Origin of the sequence: Pseudomonas sp. FW300-N2F2 (assembly GCF_017351655.1) — a bacterium.
In the GTDB taxonomy this organism is placed as follows: Bacteria; Pseudomonadota; Gammaproteobacteria; order Pseudomonadales; family Pseudomonadaceae; genus Aquipseudomonas; species Aquipseudomonas fluorescens_AA.
On sequence record NZ_JACNDQ010000002.1, the window covers coordinates 65,230 to 86,640 of the forward strand.

17 protein-coding genes and 1 pseudogene are annotated in these 21,411 nt (G+C 56.8%); all 18 read left to right on the forward strand.

Going from position 1 to position 21,411, the window contains the following annotated elements:
• The first annotated feature begins 406 nt into the window (after positions 1–406).
• Positions 407–2,068 carry a ShlB/FhaC/HecB family hemolysin secretion/activation protein gene (locus J4E63_RS14945; RefSeq protein ID WP_207283215.1) on the forward strand — a complete coding sequence of 554 codons (1,662 nt, stop codon included), beginning with the start codon at positions 407–409 and terminating at the stop codon, positions 2,066–2,068.
• Between the two features lie 9 nt (positions 2,069–2,077).
• Positions 2,078–2,596: a toxin-activating lysine-acyltransferase gene (locus J4E63_RS14950; RefSeq protein ID WP_207282543.1), complete on the forward strand. Its 519-nt coding sequence runs from the start codon at positions 2,078–2,080 to the stop codon at positions 2,594–2,596.
• 45 nt (positions 2,597–2,641) lie between these two features.
• Complete coding sequence (locus J4E63_RS14955) at positions 2,642–11,863, forward strand: hemagglutinin repeat-containing protein (RefSeq protein WP_207282544.1); 9,222 nt, start codon at positions 2,642–2,644, stop codon at positions 11,861–11,863.
• Entirely contained in the window at positions 11,863–12,195 is a 333-nt protein-coding gene (locus tag J4E63_RS14960; protein WP_207282545.1) for a hypothetical protein, read from the forward strand. The genes J4E63_RS14955 and J4E63_RS14960 overlap by 1 nt, the downstream gene beginning before the upstream one ends.
• A 140-nt stretch (positions 12,196–12,335) precedes the next feature.
• A complete protein-coding gene (locus tag J4E63_RS14965; RefSeq protein ID WP_207282546.1) occupies positions 12,336–12,887 on the forward strand; it encodes a DUF6990 domain-containing protein in 552 nt (183 codons plus the stop codon).
• 154 nt (positions 12,888–13,041) lie between these two features.
• Positions 13,042–13,755: a hypothetical protein gene (locus J4E63_RS14970; protein ID WP_207282547.1), complete on the forward strand. Its 714-nt coding sequence runs from the start codon at positions 13,042–13,044 to the stop codon at positions 13,753–13,755.
• 94 nt (positions 13,756–13,849) lie between these two features.
• Positions 13,850–14,746: a PoNi-like cognate immunity protein gene (locus tag J4E63_RS14975; RefSeq protein WP_207282548.1), complete on the forward strand. Its 897-nt coding sequence runs from the start codon at positions 13,850–13,852 to the stop codon at positions 14,744–14,746.
• Positions 14,747–14,916: 170 nt separating this feature from the next.
• Positions 14,917–15,264 carry an immunity protein YezG family protein gene (locus J4E63_RS14980; RefSeq protein WP_207282549.1) on the forward strand — a complete coding sequence of 116 codons (348 nt, stop codon included), beginning with the start codon at positions 14,917–14,919 and terminating at the stop codon, positions 15,262–15,264.
• 150 nt (positions 15,265–15,414) lie between these two features.
• The gene (locus J4E63_RS14985; RefSeq protein ID WP_207282550.1) at positions 15,415–15,822 is read left to right on the forward strand and encodes a hypothetical protein; all 408 of its coding nucleotides are present in this window, start codon (positions 15,415–15,417) and stop codon (positions 15,820–15,822) included.
• 172 nt (positions 15,823–15,994) lie between these two features.
• Positions 15,995–16,129, forward strand: coding sequence for a hypothetical protein (locus tag J4E63_RS31275; protein ID WP_207283216.1), 135 nt, complete (start codon positions 15,995–15,997; stop codon positions 16,127–16,129).
• Positions 16,129–16,482, forward strand: a complete 354-nt coding sequence (imm2, locus tag J4E63_RS14995; protein ID WP_207282551.1) for an Imm2 family immunity protein — start codon at positions 16,129–16,131, stop codon at positions 16,480–16,482. Before J4E63_RS31275 ends, imm2 begins: the two co-directional genes overlap by 1 nt.
• Before the next feature lie 149 nt (positions 16,483–16,631).
• Positions 16,632–16,844 (forward strand): DUF6990 domain-containing protein, encoded by a 213-nt coding sequence (locus tag J4E63_RS31280; protein WP_404943334.1) that lies wholly within the window; start codon positions 16,632–16,634, stop codon positions 16,842–16,844.
• 325 nt (positions 16,845–17,169) lie between these two features.
• Positions 17,170–17,313, forward strand: a complete 144-nt coding sequence (locus J4E63_RS31285) for a DUF6911 family protein (protein ID WP_404943339.1) — start codon at positions 17,170–17,172, stop codon at positions 17,311–17,313.
• A 1-nt stretch (position 17,314) separates the two neighbouring features.
• Positions 17,315–17,521, forward strand: a pseudogene (locus J4E63_RS15000) (DUF6911 family protein); the annotation flags it as partial.
• Between the two features lie 403 nt (positions 17,522–17,924).
• Positions 17,925–19,310 carry an IS4 family transposase gene (locus J4E63_RS15005; RefSeq protein WP_207281278.1) on the forward strand — a complete coding sequence of 462 codons (1,386 nt, stop codon included), beginning with the start codon at positions 17,925–17,927 and terminating at the stop codon, positions 19,308–19,310.
• A gap of 81 nt (positions 19,311–19,391) precedes the next feature.
• Entirely contained in the window at positions 19,392–19,748 is a 357-nt protein-coding gene (locus J4E63_RS15010; RefSeq protein ID WP_207282553.1) for a hypothetical protein, read from the forward strand.
• An 80-nt stretch (positions 19,749–19,828) separates the two neighbouring features.
• On the forward strand, positions 19,829–20,443 hold the full coding sequence (locus tag J4E63_RS15015; RefSeq protein ID WP_207282554.1) for a GAD-like domain-containing protein: 615 nt from the start codon (positions 19,829–19,831) through the stop codon (positions 20,441–20,443).
• A 53-nt stretch (positions 20,444–20,496) separates the two neighbouring features.
• The gene (locus tag J4E63_RS15020) at positions 20,497–21,366 is read left to right on the forward strand and encodes a hypothetical protein (protein WP_072412249.1); all 870 of its coding nucleotides are present in this window, start codon (positions 20,497–20,499) and stop codon (positions 21,364–21,366) included.
• Positions 21,367–21,411 lie beyond the last annotated feature (45 nt).

A 21,411-nucleotide genomic window follows, 5' to 3' on the forward strand; every position in this document is an offset into this window, starting at 1 on the left:
CTCTCCAGGTGAACGACCCCGGTTTGAGCGCGTCGTTCCTGCCTCGCACAGCTCCTCATTCCCCCAAGCTGTGACCAACTGCCCATTTTTACCCATTTGTATCGAGCATATTTCGATAACGCGAAACTTTCTCCCCACTCTGCTATCAGACCGTTTCGGTACGTTGTAGGACTTTTCCTTCGTTTCCGATGGATTACGTACCTCGTTATTTATCTGTGTCAGTGCCAATGCCGCTTCCGGCGGGCCTGACTTACCGTGTCTTCGATTCAGGCCACAAGGATGTGACATGCAGCCAGCCGCACCCTGCCGAACGCGTAAACCGAGCAGCCCTCGCCGTTGTGCTGGCGGAACCCGTTCATCCGCACAGAACGCCAAGCGTCTCGCCCTGCTGCTGATGGCGGCGTGGATGACGGGCGCGTGGAGCGCTGCGCAGGCGGCCGGACCTGAAGAAGAACTGTTGCGCCAGCAAGAGCGCGAACGGGTTTTGCGCGATCAGTTGGAGTCCCGGCCCGACGTGCGTCTGCAGGCGGCACCCGTGGATGAAGGTGCCGGGCGCTTGCCCGCCAAGGAAACTCCCTGCTTTGCCATCAATGACATCCGCCTGATCGGCGAGGCGTCGGAAAAATTCCAGTGGGCGTTGCGCGCCGCCAATCCCAAGGATGATCCCGCCATCGGTCGTTGCCTCGGCGGCGGTGGGATCAACCTGACGATGAAGCGCATGCAGAATGCGATCATCGAGGCCGGCTACGTCACCACTCGCGTACTCGCCGAAGCCCAGGACTTGAACAGTGGTGTGCTGGTGTTGACCCTGGTGCCAGGGCGCATTCGTGAGATTCGTTTCGAGGAGGGTACCAGCGCCCGCGCCAATGCCTGGAACGCGATGCCGGCCAATCCTGGCGATCTGCTCAACTTGCGCGACATCGAACAGGCGCTGGAGAACTTCAAGCGCGTGCCGACCGCAGAGGCCGACATCAAGATCGCGCCAGCCCGTGCCGCCGACGCCAGGCCCGGTGAGAGCGACGTGGTGATCGCCTGGAGCCAGCGGTTCCCCGCCCGGGTGAGCCTGTCGGTGGACAATTCCGGCAGCAAGAGCACGGGCAAATACCAGGGCAACGTATCGCTGTCCTTGGACAACCTGCTGTCGCTCAACGATTTGTTCTACGCCAGCGTCAACCATGACTTGGGCGGCGGCGAGTCCGGGCACCGCGGTTCCGATGGCAACACGCTGCATTATTCGCTGCCGTTCGGCTACTGGCAGTTGGGGTTCACCAGCAGCGAATACAACTACGAACAGTCTGTCGCCGGCGCTAACCAGTCCTATCAGTACCGAGGCGAGAGTCGTAACAACGAGTTGCGCCTGTCACGCCTGCTGTACCGCGACGCCGTTCGCAAGACCACCGCTTGGGGCAGCCTGTGGACGCGCTCGTCGGAGAACTTCATCGACGACACCGAAATCGGCAACCAGAAACGCCGCATGGCCGGCTGGCAGTTGGGGCTGGACCATCGGGAATTCATTGGCGCTTCGATTCTTGACCTGGGCGTTGCCTATCGTCGTGGCACCGGTGCCCACGACGCGCTCAGGGCACCTGAGGAAGATTTCGACGCCGGTACGTCACGCTCGCAGATCATCACCGCCGATGCCCAATTGCAGGTGCCGTTCCAGGTCGGCGATCAGCGCCTGCGCTACATCGGTGGCTGGCGCGCGCAATGGAACCGTACGCCGTTGGTGCCCCAGGATCGCTTCTCCATCGGCGGGCGCTACAGCGTGCGCGGCTTCGATGGTGAAAACATTCTTTCCGCCGACCGTGGCTGGACCCTGCGCAACGAAATCGGCCTGTCCCTGGGCCAGACCGGCCAGGAGCTCTACACCGGCATCGACTATGGCGAAGTCAGCGGCCAGTCCAGTGAGTTCCTGATCGGCCAGCGCCTGGCGGGGGCCGTGGTGGGCATACGCGGCGGTTACAAGGGCCTGTCCTATGACTGGTCGGTGGGTACGCCGTTGAAGAAACCCGATGGTTTCGAGACGGCCAACGTGACCAGCGCGTTCACCGTCATCTGGTCATTCTGAGGTGATCCCATGCAGTTCGAGACGCTAGACATTATCGCTCCTGGCCTGATCGACGAACCCTGGAGCGAAGCCGCGGTGTTCGGCTCCGCCACCTGGTTGTGGATGCATTCCAAGGCCCATCGCGATGCGCCGTTGCACACCTTGCCGACGTTGCTGTTGCCGGCGCTCAAGCATCGCCAGTTCGTGCTCGGCTCCGAACACGGCAAGCCGGTGTTCTACCTGTCCTGGCTCAACCTCGACGAGGCGACAGAGCAACGTTACCTGCGCCAGTCGCCGCTGGCGCTGAGCCAAGAGGACTGGAACTGCGGCGAACGCCTCTGGCTCAACGACTGGGTCGCCCCCTTTGGCCACACGGCGGTCTTGAGCCGCTTGTTGCAACGTCACCTTTTCATCGATCGCTGCGCCCGAGCCCTCTATCACCGAGGCGACGAGCGTGGCCTGCGGGTCAAGACATTCCAAGGGATCGGGGTCATCCCCGAACAGGCCCAGGCCTGGTTTGCCGCCCACCCGCTGGCAGTCGAAGCGTAACTCCAACCACTGGTCGTGCGGGCAGGCTCCGCAAATGGAATTGCTATGAACAAGCATCTGTACCGAATCGTTTTCAACAAGGCCCGCGGGCTGTTGATGGTCGTAGCCGAGAACGTCACCAGTCAGGTCAAGGCGCCGGGGACCCGCTCCGGGCCGACGACGGGCGCAGCGGCTTGTACGGCGACGCTGGGGGCGTTGCGCTTTGCCGTGATGACAGCGATCGGCCTGGTGTCCTTGAGCGTGGCACCGACCTGGGCCGGCACCATCGTCGCCGACCCAGGCGCTCCGGCTGGCCAACGACCGACAGTGATACAAAGCGCCAACGGCACGCCGCAGGTGAATATCCGCGAGGCCAGCGCCGGCGGTGTCTCGCGCAACACCTACAACCAGTTCGATGTCGACAGCCGGGGGGTGATCCTCAACAACGGCACAGGCAACAGCCAGACGAAACTGGGCGGTTGGATCGAAGGCAACCCGATGTTGGGCAATGGCAGCGCGCGGGTCATCCTAAACGAAGTCAACTCCAGCAACCCCAGCCAATTGCGCGGTTACGTCGAAGTCGCCGGCCAGCGCGCCGAAGTGGTCATCGCCAACCCATCCGGTATCACTTGCAACGGTTGCGGCTTCATCAACGCCGACCGGGCCACCCTCAGCACCGGCCGGGCGCAGTTGGAGAACGGTCGCATCACGGGCTACACCGTGCAGGGCGGCGCGATCAACATCGAAGGCAAAGGCCTGGATGCCCGCGAGGCCGACTACACGGACCTGATTGCCCGCTCGGTGCAGGTCAACGCTGGGGTGTGGGCCAACGACTTGAAGGTCACCGCCGGACGTAATCAGGTCAATGCCGACAACACCCAGGCCACGCCGCTGCCAGGCGCCGAGGGAGAAAAACCCACCGTTGCCATCGACGTCGCCAAGCTCGGCGGCATGTATGCCGGGAAGATCATGCTGGTGGGCACGGAGTCCGGTGTGGGGGTGCGCAACGCCGGACAGATCGGCGCCATGGCTGGCGAGGTGGTGATCAGCGCCGACGGCAAATTGCAAAACCAGGGCGCGATCAGCAGCGCAACGGCGACGCAAATCACTGCCGCCAGCGTTGAAAACAGCGGCACGCTCTACGCCAAGGGCGACCTGAAGCTCGACAGCGTCGGTGACATCGACAACAGTGGTACCGTTGCCAGCCAGAACCACACCACGCTCACCGCCAAGACCATTCGCAGCACCAAGGCCTCGAGCCTGGCAGCGGGCGTTGGTACGGACGGCAAGCTGGGCAAGAGTGGCAACCTCGCGCTACGGGCCACCACGATCAAGGCGCAAGGCCAGAACCTTGCTGGCGGCGATGTCGGCGTCGAGGCCGCTGACCTGGACCTGAGTGGCAGCCAGACCCTGGGCAGCAACGTCACTCTGACGGCCAGTTCCGGCGATGCCAACCTCAGTGGCAGCCAAGTCGATGCGACTCAGGTGCTGACCGCCAAAGCGGCCAAGACCCTGCGCACCGATGCGGCCAAAGTCAGCGCTGGCAACCTGCAATTGAGTGCGCGGGATGTGTCCAATGCCGTCGGTGAACTGGTGCAGACGGGGACCGCCGACACGTCGATCACCGCCGTCGCCACGCTCGACAACAGCGGTGGCCGTATAGCCTCCAACGCCGGCAACCTGAAGCTTGGCGCCAATCGCCTCGACAACGGCAACGGCAAGGTCGAGCACGCCGGCCAAGGCACCCTGGATATCCAGGCCAGCCAGTTGGCCGGCAGCAAAGGCACCCTGGCAAGCAATGGCAAGTTGAGCGTCAAGGCCAGTGAGGTGGTGGTCGATGACGGCCTGACCCAAGGCCAACAGATCACGCTCGACACCACGACCCTGTCCAACCAGCGTGGACGCATTCTCCAGACCGGCGCGCAACCGTTGCAGGTCACCGCCCGTGAACGCTTCGACAATCAGGCCGGGCAAGTCAGCGGTCCCGCAGCGGTGGTCTTGAAGGTCGGCACGTTGAACAACCAGGGTGGCAAGGTCCTCGCCACCGATAACGGTGCGTTGACCGTCACGGCCGACAAAGAAGTCAATAACGGCGGCGGGACGCTGGCCGCCAGCGGTACGACAAAGATCAGCGGCGAGGCGCTGGATAATACCCAAGGCACGGTGAGTGCCGGCGGTGAGCTGGACGCAACCTTCGACCGCTTGAACAACATCGGTGGCACGCTGGCCGCGACCCAGCGCATGCAGATCATCGCCGGGCAGTTGAACAACACCAACGGCGTGCTGGGCTCGGTGAAGTCCGGGTTGCTGGTCAGTGTTTCGGCAGATGCGCTGAACAACAGCGGCGGGCGCCTTGAAGCGCTGGGCGATATCACGCTGTCGGCCCAAGGTTTGAATAACCAGGGCGGGGTGATCAGTGGCCAGGCCCTGGACCTGAACAGTCACGGCCTGCTGATGGACAACAGCCAGGGCACGTTGAATGCCGGCGCGACCCTCGACCTGCGCAGCGGTGAGTTGCGCAACGCGGCGGGCCTGATCCAGGCCAAGGGCAAGCTGTTCATCGACACCGGCAGTCAGGCGCTGAACAACCTTCAGTCCGGCACCACCCAAGGCATCAGCGGCCAGGACGCGGTGGAAATCCACAGTGCCCATTTCAACAACAGCGCCGGTTTCCTCGGGGCCAAGGGCGCGCTGGTGCTCAAGGCCACCGGCCTGACCAACGGCAGCGGCGGCCAGATCATTGGCCAGAAGGGCGTTCAGGTCGAAGGCGCCCGGGTGGATAACCGCGGCGGTCAGTTGCAGGGCCTCGGCGATGTCCAGTTGGTGCTGGGTGAGACGCTCAACAACCAGGGCGGACTGGTGCGCAGCGCGGGCACCCTGGGCGTGACTGCCGACGTGCTCGACAACAGCGCCACCCAAGGTGCCAACCAGGGGCTCGAAGGCCGCACCATGAGCCTGGCGCTCAACACCTTCGGCAACCAGACCGGTGCCGTGCGCGCCGACCAAGGGTTGTCCATCGGCGTCAGCCAGGCGTTGGATAACCAGGGCGGCCTGATTTCCTCGGGGGCGGGCCTGACCATCACCGACCGCGATCCGGCGCAACGTCGCCAGTCGGTGCACAACCTCGACGGGACTTTGCTCGCCGGCAGCCTGTTGTCCCTCAACGCCGCCTATTACGCGGGCACCGGTCGGGCCCTGAGCCTGGGCGACCTGACGTTCAGCCTGCAAAGTGGCCTGGACCTGAGTGGACAGATCCAGGCCAATAACAAGGTTGACCTGAGCACCGATGGGGCTTTCAACAACAGCGGAAAACTGCTGGCGGGCAATCTCCTGCTGGTGCACTCGCAGACGCTGGACAATGCCACCAACGGCGAGATCAGCGCTGGCCAGGTTCGCCTGAACATCAACGACAGCCTGACCAACCGTGGCCTGATCGACGGCCAGCAAGTGCGTGTGCAAGCGCTGTCGCTGAATAACCTGGGCACCGGGCGCCTGTACGGTGATCGATTGGCGATCGCCACCTCGGCACTGAGCAACCGCGATGAGAACGGTATCGCCGCGACCATCGCCGCCCGCGAGTCGCTGGACATTGGCACCGGCACCCTGGACAACCGCGAACGGGCGCTGATCTTCAGTGCCGGGGACCTCGCCATCGGCGGTGCGCTGAGCGCCACTGACAAGGCCCAGGACCGGGCCCAACTGCTAACCAACGCCAGCGCGACCATCGAGGCCCTCGGCAACCTGTCGCTCGATGTGCAAAGCGTGCGCAACACCAACGAACACTTCAGCACCCAACAGGTGGAAGTCAGTCGCACGGCCTTGCAGGAGTTCCAGCTCAGCGGTTCGCCGAACCGCTACCAGGGTGACCAGATTTCCCTGCGTAACGATGAGGTCCTTTACCTCTACACGCCTGAGGGGCGCAAAGACAACTGGAACCGCTACGACTACACCCGCGTGGTCCAGGAAACTCAGATCGCCACCTCGGCGCCGGCGCAGATCCTCTCTGGCGGGACGATGCAGATCAACGCAGGCGATGTGCTCAACGACAAGAGCCGCATCATTGCCGGTGGGTTGTTGCAGGCCAACATTGCCAGCCTGACCAACACCGAATTGACCGGCCAGCGCACCACCACCGACAGTGGCACCGCTACGAATTTCTATCGCATCCAGCGCAAGGGCCGGGATCGCCAAGGAACAGCCGTCACGGCCTACACGCCTGCCCCCTTGATCCAGGACATCACCCTGCAACCGACCGTGTTCGCCCAGAACGCCGCTGGCAACGGTACCGGCACCCAGATCAGTGCCCGCGCCGCACAGGGCGTCAGCGAGCAGATAGCCGCCACAGGCACGGTCAGCGCCCCGGTCGACAGGACCTATCAAGTGGCGCCCATCGTTCAGGTCGCGGCCCAGACCACCCTGAACAGCAAGGGCGTCGCCGAGCAGATTCGCAGCGGCGGGCCATCCCTGGCATTGCCGAACAACAGCCTGTTCAGCACCAACCCCCAGAGCACCAGCAGCTACCTGATCGAAACCGACCCGCGTTTTGCCAGCTATCGCACATGGCTGTCGTCGGACTACATGCTGCAGCGCCTGCAAGTCGACCCGGCACTGACGCAACAACGTCTGGGCGACGGTTTCTATGAGCAGAAGCTGATTCGCGAGCAAGTGGCGCAACTCACCGGCCGGCGTTTCCTCGACGGCTACGCCAATGACGAAGCGCAGTACCGTGCCCTGATCGACAACGCCGTGACCGTCGCCAGCCAATGGCAACTGGTGCCTGGCGTGGCCCTGACCTCCGCGCAGATGGCCCAGTTGACCAGCGACATTGTCTGGCTGGTGCAGAAGCAGGTGACCCTGGCCAACGGCGACACCCGCAACGTGCTGGTGCCGCAAGTGTACGTACGGGTCCAGGAGGGCGACCTCAACGGTTCCGGCGCTCTGATTGCCGGGCAGCAGTTGAACCTGAACATCGCTGGCGACCTGGTCAACAGTGGCAGCCTCGCCGGGCGCAGCGTCATGGCGATCACCGCGCAAAACATCGAGAACCTCGGTGGGCGCATCCAGGCCGACAAGGCGTCGCTCACCGCGCGGGAAAACCTCAACAACCTCGGCGGCCTGATCGGTGCCGTGGACAGTCTGTCGGTCAAGGCCGGGCAGGACATCAACGTCATCTCCAGCAGCCGGGACAGCAGCAGTGCCCAAGGCACCCGCACCAACCTGTCGCGGGTCGCCGGGCTGTTCGTCAGCGGCGCCCAGGGCACGATGGGCGTGAGCGCCGGCAACGACCTCAACCTCACCGGGGCCCAGGTGGTCAATGCCGGCAAGGGCGGCAGCACGTTGCTGGAGGCGGGCAAGAACATCAACCTGGCCACCGTGGGCGAAGCGCACGAGCAAGGGCTGACCTGGAACAGCAGCAACTGGCGCAAGGACGCCAGCCAGACCGAAGTCGGCTCCCTGGTCCAAGGGCAGGGCGACGTGCGCTTGAGCGCAGGCCAGGACCTCAACGCCCGCGCCGCCCGTGTCACCAGCGAGCAAGGCGCGGTATTCGCCGAGGCCAAGCGCGACGTCAACCTGACTGCCGGCCAGAACTACCAGTTCGCCGATGAAGCGCACAAGGTCAAAGGCAGCAACGGGATGTTCTCCAGCAAGACCACCACCACCCGTGACACGATCAGCCAGACCTCCGTCGAAGGCTCCACCCTGAGCGGCGAGCAGACCTATGTGCAGGCCGGTCGCGACATCAACCTCAAGGGCAGCAACGTGGTGTCCACGACCCAGACGGTTCTGGTGGCGGACAACAACGTCAACATCGAAGCCGACACCGCCAGCAGCAGCGAGCGCCACGACAAGTCCGTGAAGAAAAGCGGCCTGTTCAGCGGCGGTGGCATCGCCGTCACCCTGGGGACCCAGCAACAGAGCGTCAAGGACCTCACCACCGAGCACACGGCTGCGGCCAGCACCGTCGGTTCGACTGCCGGTGATGTGTTGATCGAAGCCGGCAAGGGCTATCGCCAGGTGGGCAGCCAGGTGTCGGCGCCACAAGGCAACATCGACGTCACGGCGCAGACCATCGACGTCGTCGAGGCGCGCAACACACGCGAACGCGAGCGTGAAACCCTGTTCAAGCAGACCGGGTTCACCCTCACCGTGACCAACCCGGTGATCAGCGCGATCCAGACGTCCCAGCAAATGAAACATGCGTCGGAGAAAACCGACGACGGGCGCATGAAGGCCCTGGCCGCCGCCACCGCCGTGCTGGCCGCCAACAACGCGGCGACCGCCGTGGCGATGGACCCGGGTTCGGCGGGCGGGATCAACATCAGCCTATCGCTGGGCACCAAGAAGAACGAAAGCACGACCACCTACACCAGCGACAGCGCGGCCGGCTCGACCATGACCGCCGGCAATGACATCCGCCTGCGCGCCACGGGCGCCGGGGCCGCCAGCAACATCACCGTGCAAGGCAGCGATATCAAGGCCGGACGCAACGCCAGCCTGCTGGCGGACGGTGACATCAACCTGCTCGCCGCGCGCAATACCGACAAGCAGGAAACCGACAGCAAAGGCACCAGCGCGAGCATCGGCATCGGCTTTTCCCTGGGCGGCACCCGCAACGGTTTCACCCTGGACCTGGGGGCATCCGGCAGTCGCGGCCAGGCGGATGGCGATGGACTCACCCACACCAATACCCATGTCCAGGCGGGCAACCAGTTGCTGCTGGCCTCCGGCGGCGACACCAACCTCAAAGGCGCGGTGGCCAGCGGCAAACAGGTCCTGGCCGACATCGGCGGCGACCTGAACATCGAAAGCCTGCAAGACACCAACACCTACGTGGTCGATGAGAAGAGCCTGGGCTTTGGCATCAGTCTGTGCATTCCGCCGTTCTGCTACGGCATGAGTTCGGTCAGCGGCGCCAGTGGCAGCTTCGGTGCCACGGATATCGATTCCAACTACGCCAGCGTGACCGAGCAATCGGGCATCAAGGCCGGGGACGACGGCTTCGACATTCGCGTGGGTGGCAACACCGACCTGATTGGCGGCATCATTGCCAGCAGCGACAAGGCGGTGCAGGACGGCAAGAACCGCTTGGTCACCGCCAGCCTCACCAGCCGCGACATCAAGAACAAGGCCGAGTACGACGCCAGCACCGTCAGCGTCGGTGGCGGCTATCGCGAAGTCGGCAAGGACCAGCAGGGCAACGCCACCAGCGGCGGCACGAAAACCCCTGGCACCGACCTGCCGAAGAACGATAACGACCTCAGCGCCACCATGCCGATTGCCATCAGTGCCAGCGACGACGCCAGCAGCGTCACCCGCAGCGGCATCAGCGGCGGCACCATCGTCATCAGCAACGACGCCGAGCAACAGAAGCGCACCGGCAAGAATGGCGAGCAAACCGTCGCCAGCCTCAACCGCGATGTCTCCAGCGACCGCGACACCACCAACACGCTCAAGCCGATCTTCGACGAAGACGAAATCCGTGCCGGTTTCGAGATCGTCGGAGCGTTCGCCAACGAGGCCAGCACCTTGCTCGCCAACAAGGCCAAGGAAGTCGACCTCAAGCGCAAACAGGCCGAGGCGGCTCAGGCAGCGGCCCTGGATCCCAACGCCCAACTCATCGACACCGAACGCCTGGCGCTGCTCGGCAATGCTCAGCGCCTCAATGCCGAAGCCAGCGGCATCGCCGACAAGTGGGGCGCGGGCGGTACCTACCGGCAGATCACCACTGCCCTGGTGGGCGCGGCCAGCGGCAATATCAGTGGCGGCAACAGTGCGTTCGTCCAAGGGCTGGTGGTCAATTACGTGCAACAGCAGGGCGCCGGCTACATCGGCGACCTGGTGGCGGACGGCAAGCTCACCGAAGGCTCGCCGCTGCACGCCGCCCTGCACGGCATCGTCGCCTGCGCGGGTGCCGCCGCCAGCAGCCAGAGCTGTGGCAGCGCCGCCGCGGGCGCGGCGGCATCGAGCCTGCTCACCGGCCTGTTCTCCGAAGCCAGCCCGGATGAAAGCGAATCCCAGCGTGAAGCCAAGCGCAACCTGATTGTCAGCATCGTCACTGGGCTGGCGGCCACCAGCTCCTCGCTGGACCCGGCCACCGCCACCAGCGCGGCCGGCGCCGCGGTGGACAACAACTGGCTGGCGACCCAGCAATTGGTCCAGGCCGAGAAGGAATACAGCGAGGCCGATGGGCTGCTGGCGAAGGCGCAAGTGATCGCCAAATGGGGGTACATCAACCAGAAGCAAGACGTACTGACCCGCTTCGGCGTGGGCAAAGGCCTGGTGCAAGCGGGCTGGAGCGACGTCGAGGGTCTGGCGCAATTCCTCCTCCATCCGGTTGACGGAATCAACGGCCTCAAAGCCCTGATCAACGACCCCGAGGCCCGCAAGCAGTTCGGCGATGGCGTGGTCAACGAACTCAACGCCAAACTCGACCGCGTGAAAGACGCTCTTGAAAACGGCGGCGACGACCGCGCCGTGCAACTGGGCCAGGATATTGGCGAGCTCGTCTGGCAGGTTGGCAGTATTGCTACGGGCGTAGGTACGGCGGCCAAAGGCGGCGTGGCGCTGGCAAAAACCGGGATCAAGGTGGGGGCGGAAGGGCTTGAAAAGATGGCCGATATGGCCAAAATTGCCAAAGCCGAAGCGTCGGCTGGTAAGCCGGTGCAGTGGAGCAGCGTGGAGGGGGCGTATAGCGGGAAACTTGAGGGGGGGTATGGCTCTGGCACGACGACCGTTAATGGGAAGGTTGTCGAGAATCCTGGTGATTACAGTGCTGGGATAAAAAAACCTAGTAAAGTGCTTCGCGAAGTAGAAATTAACTCTGGTGGTAAGGGCGCATGGTCCAAAGAGCTCAATAAACCTGAGCCCAATACAATTTATAAAGTTGATGGGAACAAAATTTATCAAACAGATAGTTTGGGGCGCGTTGAAAAAGTTGAATCTGATCTTTCTTTTGTGAAGAATGACAGAAATACATATCAGCAGTGTGTGGCTGGTAAATGCGGGGTGGCGGGTGATGAGGGTGGGCATCTAATTGCAAGTATTTTTAACGGTCCAGGTGAAAAGTTAAATCTACTTCCCATGAATGGGAACTTAAACAAGGGTGTCTGGAAAACAATGGAAAATTCTTGGGCGGATGCTCTAAAGGAGGGCAAGTCTGTTAGGGTAAAAATTGAGCCTGTTTACTCTGGTGGGAATGTTCGGCCAGATAGTTTTAACGTCGAGTACTCAATTGGTGGTGGTCGTCCTAAAGAGATTTTGTTTAATAATTCACCAGGAGGTATCTGATGCGTAACGATAGCGATATTTATAATGATATTGGCGCGATTTTATTCGATGTCGCTCCAAAGGGGGCGTGTAAAGTTGTGATGCGCGCGCAGTTAGCGCAGGAGTTGGACAGCTGCGATTATGAATATGACTTCGTGGATGAGCAAGGTAACGTGTCCTGGTTTACTGCTGGAGGGCGTGCAAATACGGATATGTTGAAGCTGTTGGTGGAACTCCGACATTGGTATTTCCAGAATAAGCTAACGGCAGGCATGTCTGTTTGGAGTGGCTGTGAAGTGATGATTGACTTGGTTGAGGGGAAAATTGGGATTGAGTTTGTATATCCGCAATGAAGACGACTTCTATGCGGAAAGTTGTGAGTCTTAAATTTTGATTGTGGGGCGGGACAGGATATATTTAGAGAGAGGGTTTTTAATTGCTTGATTTTTGAATAATTTTTCCCCTGTTTTATGAGCTTTTCTGGGGCGAAGTGATGGAAGAGGAAAGTGTTGTTTCGATCTTGACTGAACAGGGCTGGGTTTGTAGCAAGGATGAAGTAGGTGACTATTTTTGTGTCACTGATGTCGGAGGGGTTAAACTTCAGATTATCCCATATGTGGGTAAGCGCTCGGACCATTTTCGGGTCTCGCTTATGTCCTCCATTTCATCCAAAGATTTTTCGGAGGCTGTTTATTTTATATTAGGTGGTGGCGGTGGTAATGCTCCGATTATAGTTAGAAATGAAATGCCGGAAAAACTGTCTGGTTTTTCTAGTGAGGATGTTATTAGGTTGTCTGAGAAGGCTATATCTTGGGCTCGCTCTCAAAGTATTGACGAGGGATTGACGGTTTATAGGAAGCTGTCAACTGACGCTAAAGGTGCAATGCCTATCCGACATTTGGCGGCTCTAGCAATAGCAGGTGATGCTGAGCGTTTAGACGAATACAAAAAGAGTTTTGAGAAGGGCGACAGGCTCGGATTTGTGCCTTACATTAATTCCGAAATGATCGAGCGAGCACTCATGATAGCTCGAAAAAATAAATAATCATCCAATAGGAGTCCTAGTTAACTGCATTGGAGCAGAATCCAGTATATAAAGTTGTACATGGGTTTCCGAATCCCAGAATTGAGGCGCAGGCCAAGGCTTTCATTAGATCCAATGGTTTCGACAAGATTATTAGTGCTAGGACAAGAATCCCATGAGTGCAGCAGATATAGAGCTATGGATTTATGCGCGTCCTGACGGAGCTCTAACTATAGATCAGCGACATGCTGAAGTCATGGATAGGATGTCTCGGATTGGTGCTCCTTTAGGCTTTGCGGGTCTTGAGCTTCCGGCTGCGCCGAGTTGTGGTGATGGTTTGGTTGCTACCTATACAGTTAAACTTCCCGTCAGAGGGCTGAGATTTGTGGGGGACTATGCGTATCGTGGTGAGCGATACATATATAAGGATAGGGCCTCCTATGACGAGCATTTGCGTTTTGGGTTTAAGGTGTCAAATAAGGCTATTGATTATGGTCTTGTTGTGAATGAGTATTTGCCAAAAGTGGTTGAGGCATTTAAAGGATATAAGGCTCAAGTATCCTATGATCTTTATGGTCTATATTATCAGGGAGGATTGAATGATGATAACTCGATTTATAATCGGTTGCGTGAAGACGAGGCAGTAGATGTTGATGGGCGCAACAATATTTATACGTTATACCCCGCGCAGTTCTGGGATGCAGCGCTTTGCCAGCGTGCCCTAGGCTATGGCCCCGATGAAGTAATTGCACGATTGCAAGGTAAATGTCTTATGGCCGAACGGCTGATGGATGGGGTCTATTTGGTGCTCAACGATGACCCGAGTATCTCCTATGAAGCCTTTGTAGAAATGAACGAGCGGATCAAGCCGATCTTGGGGCTGGTTTAGGGAAGGGGACTAGGAAAAGGAACAGATTTATTTGATTACTCCTGGTTTTAAATAGATATCTCCCTTTTCTGGTCAAGCTGTTGGGAGGGATTAAATGATTCGAGCGCCACTGGGAGATTCCCGCTATTGGTCGGAATGGGTTGCGTATGGTGACGAACGTATTGCCAAAACGTTGGAGACCGCGCGTTCCCCTGCGGGCGATCCCGACTACGCGCCACAGTACGTCTACACCATCGCCCAGGACCACTGGCACCAGATGCTAAGTCGCTACTCTGCCGGATGCCCTGTCGCTGAACTGCCGCGTTATTTCCCTGGGCTACTGGATGCCTGGGAAGAGGCAGAACGCCTGGGCGCGCCGGTCTGGACCCCGGAGCAACAATTCACCCGTCACAGCTGGCGCGTCAACTACGATCATTACATCGTCTGCTTCTGGCTGGTCGGCTTGGGGTTGGCTCTGGAGATACCAGATGATCAATGGCGAAGGCTGTTGGCCCTTATCGGCAACGAAGGCGAGGACGTGCTGCTCGACCGGATCATCGCGAGTCGCAGTCCCGAGCGTAAAGTGGGAGCCGTTCTCCTTTACCCCAAACCCTATGGCCGATTGCTGGCGGCAGTGGATGCGTCGGTGGATACGCAAGCTTCAAAGCTGGAGGCTTTTGTCAGTCACTGGTATCAGGAACTACGCACCGGGGCGAAGTCCGGTTCCGATCCACAGGCGGTCAGTTACAAGCATCCCTACTGGTACACCTACGGTGATGTGAACTTTGAAGGCGGCGCGTATTTCGGTCGCTGGTGCGTGGAAGCCGTGGCGGCGGTAAAGGCTTTTGGGTTGGATGATTCACAGTGCCTGGGGCTTGAACATTATCCCGGGGATTTATTGAGGCCCGACGGCCCGAGTACGCACCCGCTCAGGCAGGACGCTGAAGCGCCTACTGCGGTGGTTGTTGAGAATAAGGCTGGTTTTTGGTTGAAGTTGTTGGGGCGTCGTTAGCGTTTTTGAGCAGGTTTACAGGCCCCTTTTCAGTTAAACAATGACAGGCGGAAGGAGGCCGGGGGCAGATGCCTGGCCTCAGGCCGGATAGATTCAACTGTTAGATACTCGATTGATGGTGGACGTCCTGTGACTGTTGATTTTATCAATGCACCTAAAGGTGGGAACTGATGAGTGAGCAGGGGCTGTATCAAAAAGTTGGCCAGCTTTTATTGGATGCTGGTCCCTCGGAGGCTCAGAAAATAGTTGTTAGAGCTAGACTTTTTGCCGAGGGTGATGGAGGAAGTTATGAGTTTGATTATTTCGATAAGACAAACCGCTCAAGCTGGTTTGATCCAGACAGCAGGGTTGTGGGAGATTTGACAGAGTTATTGGTTGAGCTTCGGCGCTATTATGTTGAAAATGGATTGTGCCAAAATGGAAAGGCTTGGTCTTCGTGTGCAGTTACGTTGGATGTAGAGGGGATGAAAATTAGTATTGATTATAATTATGATGATAAGGTTCTTTTTGCGGATTAGGGGGCGAGGGGAAAGGTCTCAGATTTATTTGGTTGTCTTGGTCTTAAATGAATCTGGCCTCTTTCTGAGTTATTGTTCGAAGGTGTTTGCCGGTGCGGGCGTCACAAAATTTAAATTTGTAATTGCCCCGGCAACAAAGTGAGGTGTGAGATGAGTAGGGGGCGGGAAGCGTTAGAAAAAATTCTGGGTGGGAAAATTGAGCAGTTGAACGCTAGAAATGTACCTGGTGTTACGGTTGTGGATGGGCAGCAAGTTGTTTATTTTTCGGATGATGGAAAAAACAAACCACGGAAACAATTTAATAACATTACTTGCTTTTCTGAGCCTCCGAATGCTGTTCGTGGAGGGGTAAATGATCGCGGGTGCAGAGTCACACCGCCCGAGGGACCTATTTTTCATGCGATTTCCTATCATGGTGATCTTGATGGTTGGAGAAAAGATATTGAGGCAGGCGCAATTGGCCTCGGTCTATTACTCGCCCAAATCAAAGGTGGTCAATTGGTTATTTCCGATGGCCGCTCAGTCCCTTTGTCAGATTGCAAAATAGAGTTTTCTTGATCATTGCTTATCCACAATATCGGCCTTGCGCCGGTGTTGTTTTATCGGTGTTCGCCTTTCTTTTCAATAAGGCAGGAGTTTTGGTTTACCGGAGGATAGATACGGAGTACAAAATTCTAGATAATATCGCTGACCAGTTGGGGGGAATACCTCTGTCAGAGGGACCGTAAATATTCTTACGGAGAAAGCGGTTTGTACAAGCTATCTAAATGTAGCTGAGCAGTTCAAAGCGAAGTACCCCAATATCACCGTTAATATTCTGGATAATCAGGGTGTCATGCTGCGACCGCCGAGGAAGACGCCGTAATGGATGAGAGAGTAACCTATGGTGAGATTCGGGCTTGGTTTCTGGGTAGTTATTATAGCTATTGCAGAGTCAAGCTCAGCCACCAAAATCCATGGATTGAAGGTGAAAGTGAAGTAGGCTATGCCTATAGTGAGCTTGATAACTCCTTTGATTTGCCTATTGAAAAAATAATGCTGGAGGTCCTGTCTCTTATTCTTTCGGCAGGCCGATCCTCGGAAAAGGTTCAGAAATATCATCAGAATGCTATCTCTGAATTGCTAAGGAAGATTGGTCTTTCTTCTATTTTGGAGGAGCTGCCTCCTGATGAAGCTGCAGAGCTTGTAGGTGATCTTAGAGTGTTAGGTTTTTATTGATAGGAAAGAACTGCAAAAAAAAAGGGAGTGGTTTATTTAATTGCACGGCTCTTAAGTTTATCTGCCCCTTTTTCTCCCAAGAGGCGTTAAAGGATCAAGGTATCCTAACGGCATTCCTTTAAGAATATGGGGTTTCCTGGGGCGAAGTAATGGAAGAAAAAGATATTGTTTCAGTCTTGAGTGAGCAGGGCTGGGTTTGTAGCAAGGATGAAGCAGGTGACTATTTTTGTGTCACTGATGTCGGAGGGGTTCAACTTCAGGTTATCCCATCGGTGGTAAGCGCTCGGACCATTTTCGGGTTTCGCTTATCTCCTCCATTTCATCCAAAAAATTTTCGGAGGCCGTTCTTTTATATTAGGTGATTGGTCTTAAATAAATCTGGCCCCGTTTCTGAAACGCAAATATGGCAACTGCACATGCGGAAATTGGGTCATACAGCAAGCCTACGATGCCGGAAAAACCCAAGGGGCCGCTATGACTCTAAAAGTTGAGGGGCAAGCCGTGTGTGGTTATTGCCGAGGAGATATTGCGGCGGCCGCGGAGAAGGCCGGCTTAAAATCTCTTGAGATAAATGAGATTGCTACCGGTAAAACTTTATATTGGCGGCCCGGTATGCGTTCTATTAAGGGGCTAAATTAATGAAGAGCTATACTTTGTCGTGGGTGGTTGGTGTCGGTGAACAGGCGAGTGGGGGGGGGTAAAAAATTACCTGCTTGGCAAGATGTTGATTTTTATTTAGAAGAGGTTAGGAAGGGGGGCGGCTCCCTAACTTTAAACGTCGTCGACGGCCCAGACGTGGGGCCGCAACTGTTGCAAGTTTTTTTCGGATAATGGTAGGTATGTTTTGTCTTTGGGTGAAGATGATGGGGAGGATTATGTTGTGCGTTCTTATTTTAATCCAGAGCTTAAAGGTGGTGAATATGAGGTTCTAGGTAATACTTGGAGTGGTGAGCTGGTCTGTTTGGACTTTTCCGTCGTAAAAGATGCATTTGAGGAGTTTTTTCTGACCGGTAACGTTAATCGTAGTTTGTTGGGTTGAATTGACTGCCGAATAGAGCGGAAAAGGGGGCAGATTTATTTAATTTGCGCCTTTCGATTTGTTGCCTGTGGAGGTCCACGCGATTTTCCAGGTCCGACAGCAGCTAGGTTTAACTGTTCCAGCGGTGTCGAGCCCTTTATTGTCCGCAGAGACGGCTGCGCTAGAACACCTGGTCATCATTTCTGATCAGCTTGCTGTCCGGGTGGAGACGGCCTACGAGCGTTTCTTCGTGGGAAAAGGTGACAGGTTTATTTGGTTGTCCTGGTCTTAAATAAATCTGGCCCGAATGGCACTTACTTAACAGCTAACTAGCTGATACGACTGCGAAAAAATGAAAAAAGGCTGGCCTTGGTCTACGGTGATAGTTGCGAACACACACCGATCAAGCAAGGACACAGCCCGAGTGAATCGTAGACGCCAAATCGTCCGACATCAACAGCACCGTATGCGCCAGCACGCCACGAACAGCAATGCTCATGCTTTCTTCAAGCTGCTCTCCGATCCTGAGTTATTGCGGGGTGTCGAGTCGTCGATACCCAAGCATCGCCAGCGGCTATTTCCCCCGACCGAAACGCTGTCCATGTTTTTGTCCCAGGCAATGAGCGCCGATCGGTCCTGCCAGAATGCCGTGAATGATTTATCCATCAAACGCTCCTGCGAGGGTTTGAAACCCAACAGCGTTCATACCGGTGCCTACTGTAAAGCCAGAGCGCGGTTGCCGGTGGAGATGGTTTCAACCTTGTTGCGCTCCACGGGGTCATCAATGAGCAACCGGGGTCCGTCATCGTGGCGTTGGATGGGGCGACCCGTTCGTCTCGTGGATGGCACTACGGTGACCCTGCCGGATACGCCGGCCAACCAAGAGGCCTACCCGCAATCTCGTGGGCAGAAGGCCGGACTGGGCTTTCCCATCTGCCGTTTAGTGGGGATTGTTTGCCTCGCCAGCGGTGCTGTTTTGGACGCCTCGTTGGGACGTTTTCGCGGTAAAGGAGGCGATGAACAGACGTTACTCAGAACCATGCTTGATACCTTGGAGCGAGGTGACATTGTGCTGGGCGATGCCTACTACGCCACCTACTTTTTACTGTGTGAACTGCAGCATCGAGGCGTGGACGGGGTGTTCGAACAATATGGCGCTCGACGGCGTAGCACGGACTTTCAGTTGGGGAGGTCCTTGGGGTCGGAAGATCATTTGGTTGAACTGAAAAAACCAAAGGCAAAGCCGTCCTGGATGAGTCAGGCCTATTACGAAAGGGCACCTGAAACGCTGACGGTACGTGAGTTGAAGGCCGGAGGGAAAATCCTGGTCACCACTTTGAGTTGCCCGCAGCAAGTGCCCAAAGCGTCCCTCAAATCCCTGTTCAAGGATCGATGGCATGTGGAGTTGGATCTGCGCAACCTCAAGACTACGCTGGGGCTTGAAGCACTGAGCTGCAAGACGCCGGATATGGCCGTCAAAGAGTTATGGATTTACTTGTTGGCGCACAACCTGATACGGATGCTCATGACGCAATCAGCTCTGTTAGTCGACTGCCTGCCTCGCGAACTGAGCTTCAAGCATAGCCTTCAGCTGTGCCTTGCGTTGAGGCAGTACGGGGCTCAAGAGCAAGAGGACAAGATGCTCAATCTGCTTGAGCTGATTGCCCAGAAGCGCGTCGGTAGGCGTCCAGGCAGAATTGAGCCGCGAGCCATAAAACGAAGACCCAAGCCTTACCCCATGCTGATGAAAACACGTCGATCAGCAAGGGGCGAGGTCAGGAAGAATGGACACCCGAAGAAGGTTAAGTAAGTGCCATTCAAATCTGGCCCCTTTTCTGCTGTTTGAGAAAAATTCTACAGGTGAGGTTGTTGCGCCTCGGAGTACTTCGTAATGAAGTTGAGAATTGAATTTCCCAATAATTTGGTTACGGATGAGTTGCTTCGGCAGAAGCGGATTCCCTGTGTATGCAAGATAGCCAGCGAGTTTGAGGTTTTTTTTGCGGAAACTATTCCTGAATCGTCTGGAGTGGTGTTGGGATGGGATCGGAAAGAATTGGAGTTAAGAGCTGTTGCAGGGGCGGGTGGTCAGTATACGCATCATGCTTCTGGTCTGATTACTCTGAAGGATATTGGGGGTGGGGTTTATGAAATAATTGATCTTGAGATGTTTTATAGGAGTTTTGGTTGGTGCGCTATCTTGAGGGACGGTGAATATGCACCACCAGGGGAATTCTGGGACGAAGAGTAACGGGGAAAAGGGGACGGATTTATTTGATTGCTCTATCTGTCCCCTTTCTTTTCAGAGCTACTCAAAGGAGCGTCGGCAAGGTGAGGGATGAAGATTTCCAGTATTTCATCAGCGTGATGGGGGAGGCCACATCTCATCGACAGGTGTCTGACTCCCAAATTGAGAAGTACCGTAAAGTGCTCCCTGACGCGCTGCTTGACTATTGGCAGGAGGAGGGTTGGTGTGGATATGCCAATGGCCTTTTCTGGACAGTGAACCCGGATGATTATAAACATCTGCTCGATATGTGGCTCGCGGGTACTGAATTTCCACAAATAGATAATTACCACGTTATTGCAAGGAGCGCGTTTGGGACTCTTTATGCTTGGGGGGAGAAATACAATCAGAAAATTGTAGTTTCATGTCCGACGGGGTCTATCGTCGCGTTGATGAATAAGCTGAAAACGCCTAATAAAGATCCGGATCTCGCCCTTCAGACATTTTTCGCTATGTCTGATAAGGAACGTTATGATCTGGAGGATCATCAAGGTGAGTTTCTATTTGAGCGGGCGCTGGAGAAGTTGGGTGCACTTGGCGAGAGTGAGGTCTATGGCTTTGAGCCTGCATTGTTTTTTGGAGGGACGGCTTCGCTGGATCAGTTGGTTAAGTGCAATTTAGAGGTTCACTTAACGATCCTTCGACAGATGCGGTCCTGAGTGAGCACGGTGAGCGGAAGGACGACGTACTGGTGTAAAAGGAGTGTATCGAAATGGATGAAATCAACGTCCGGCTTGATCGGCACCGTCGTTGGCTTTCCCAGTCGGTAGGCCTGACGGCTCAAGAGCTTGGCTATATCGATGAGGATCTTGCCAGCGACTCATTAAACGGATTGAACAATGTGGCTGACTCGTTGGGGATTCTGGCGACATATTACGGCATTCGGGGCGAAGTCGCGGTCAGTGATGGAGAGGCTTCTGGTTGGGAAGACGTCTCGCGCTCGATGATGTACCGTTATTGGGCGCTGATGCTCAACGCCAAGACTTTCTCAAAAACGAGTTTTCTTCAAGGCATCAAAACCATCCCCAATTTGACTAACCAATTGAGCATTGCTGGATGCTTGCTGGCCGGATTGATAGTGGCTGATCGTCGAGATCTGGCCGCGTCCGTGGCCGATGTGCTGGCCGGAATGCTGACTATCAATGGCGCCGTGGATTCCAGCTATCTTGAACAGCGTCGATTCGAACCTTTCATGCTCTGGCTTTATTCAGTCTATTCGCAAGGAGAGACGCTTCCAGAGATCAAGTCGATGGATCTGGGGATTTATCAAAACGTGATAGACGAATGGACAGATGAGCAAGGGCTTGCTCATGCACTGCAAGAGCTATGTCAATATCACTTAACCCACGCTGAAGACGCCGGCGGGACCTGGGACCCTGAATTCAAATATGCGCCTTTCGATTTGTTGCCTGTGGAGGTCCACGCGATTTTCCAGGTCCGACAGCAGCTAGGTTTAACTGTTCCGGCAGTGTCGAGCCCTTTATTGTCCGCAGAGACGGCTGCGCTAGAACACCTGGTCATCATTTCTGATCAGCTTGCTGTCCAGGTGGAGACGGCCTACGAGCGTTTCTTCGGGCTTTAGACGCAGGCGCGACCCTTTTTTCAGTTAATCAACGACACGCGGTGA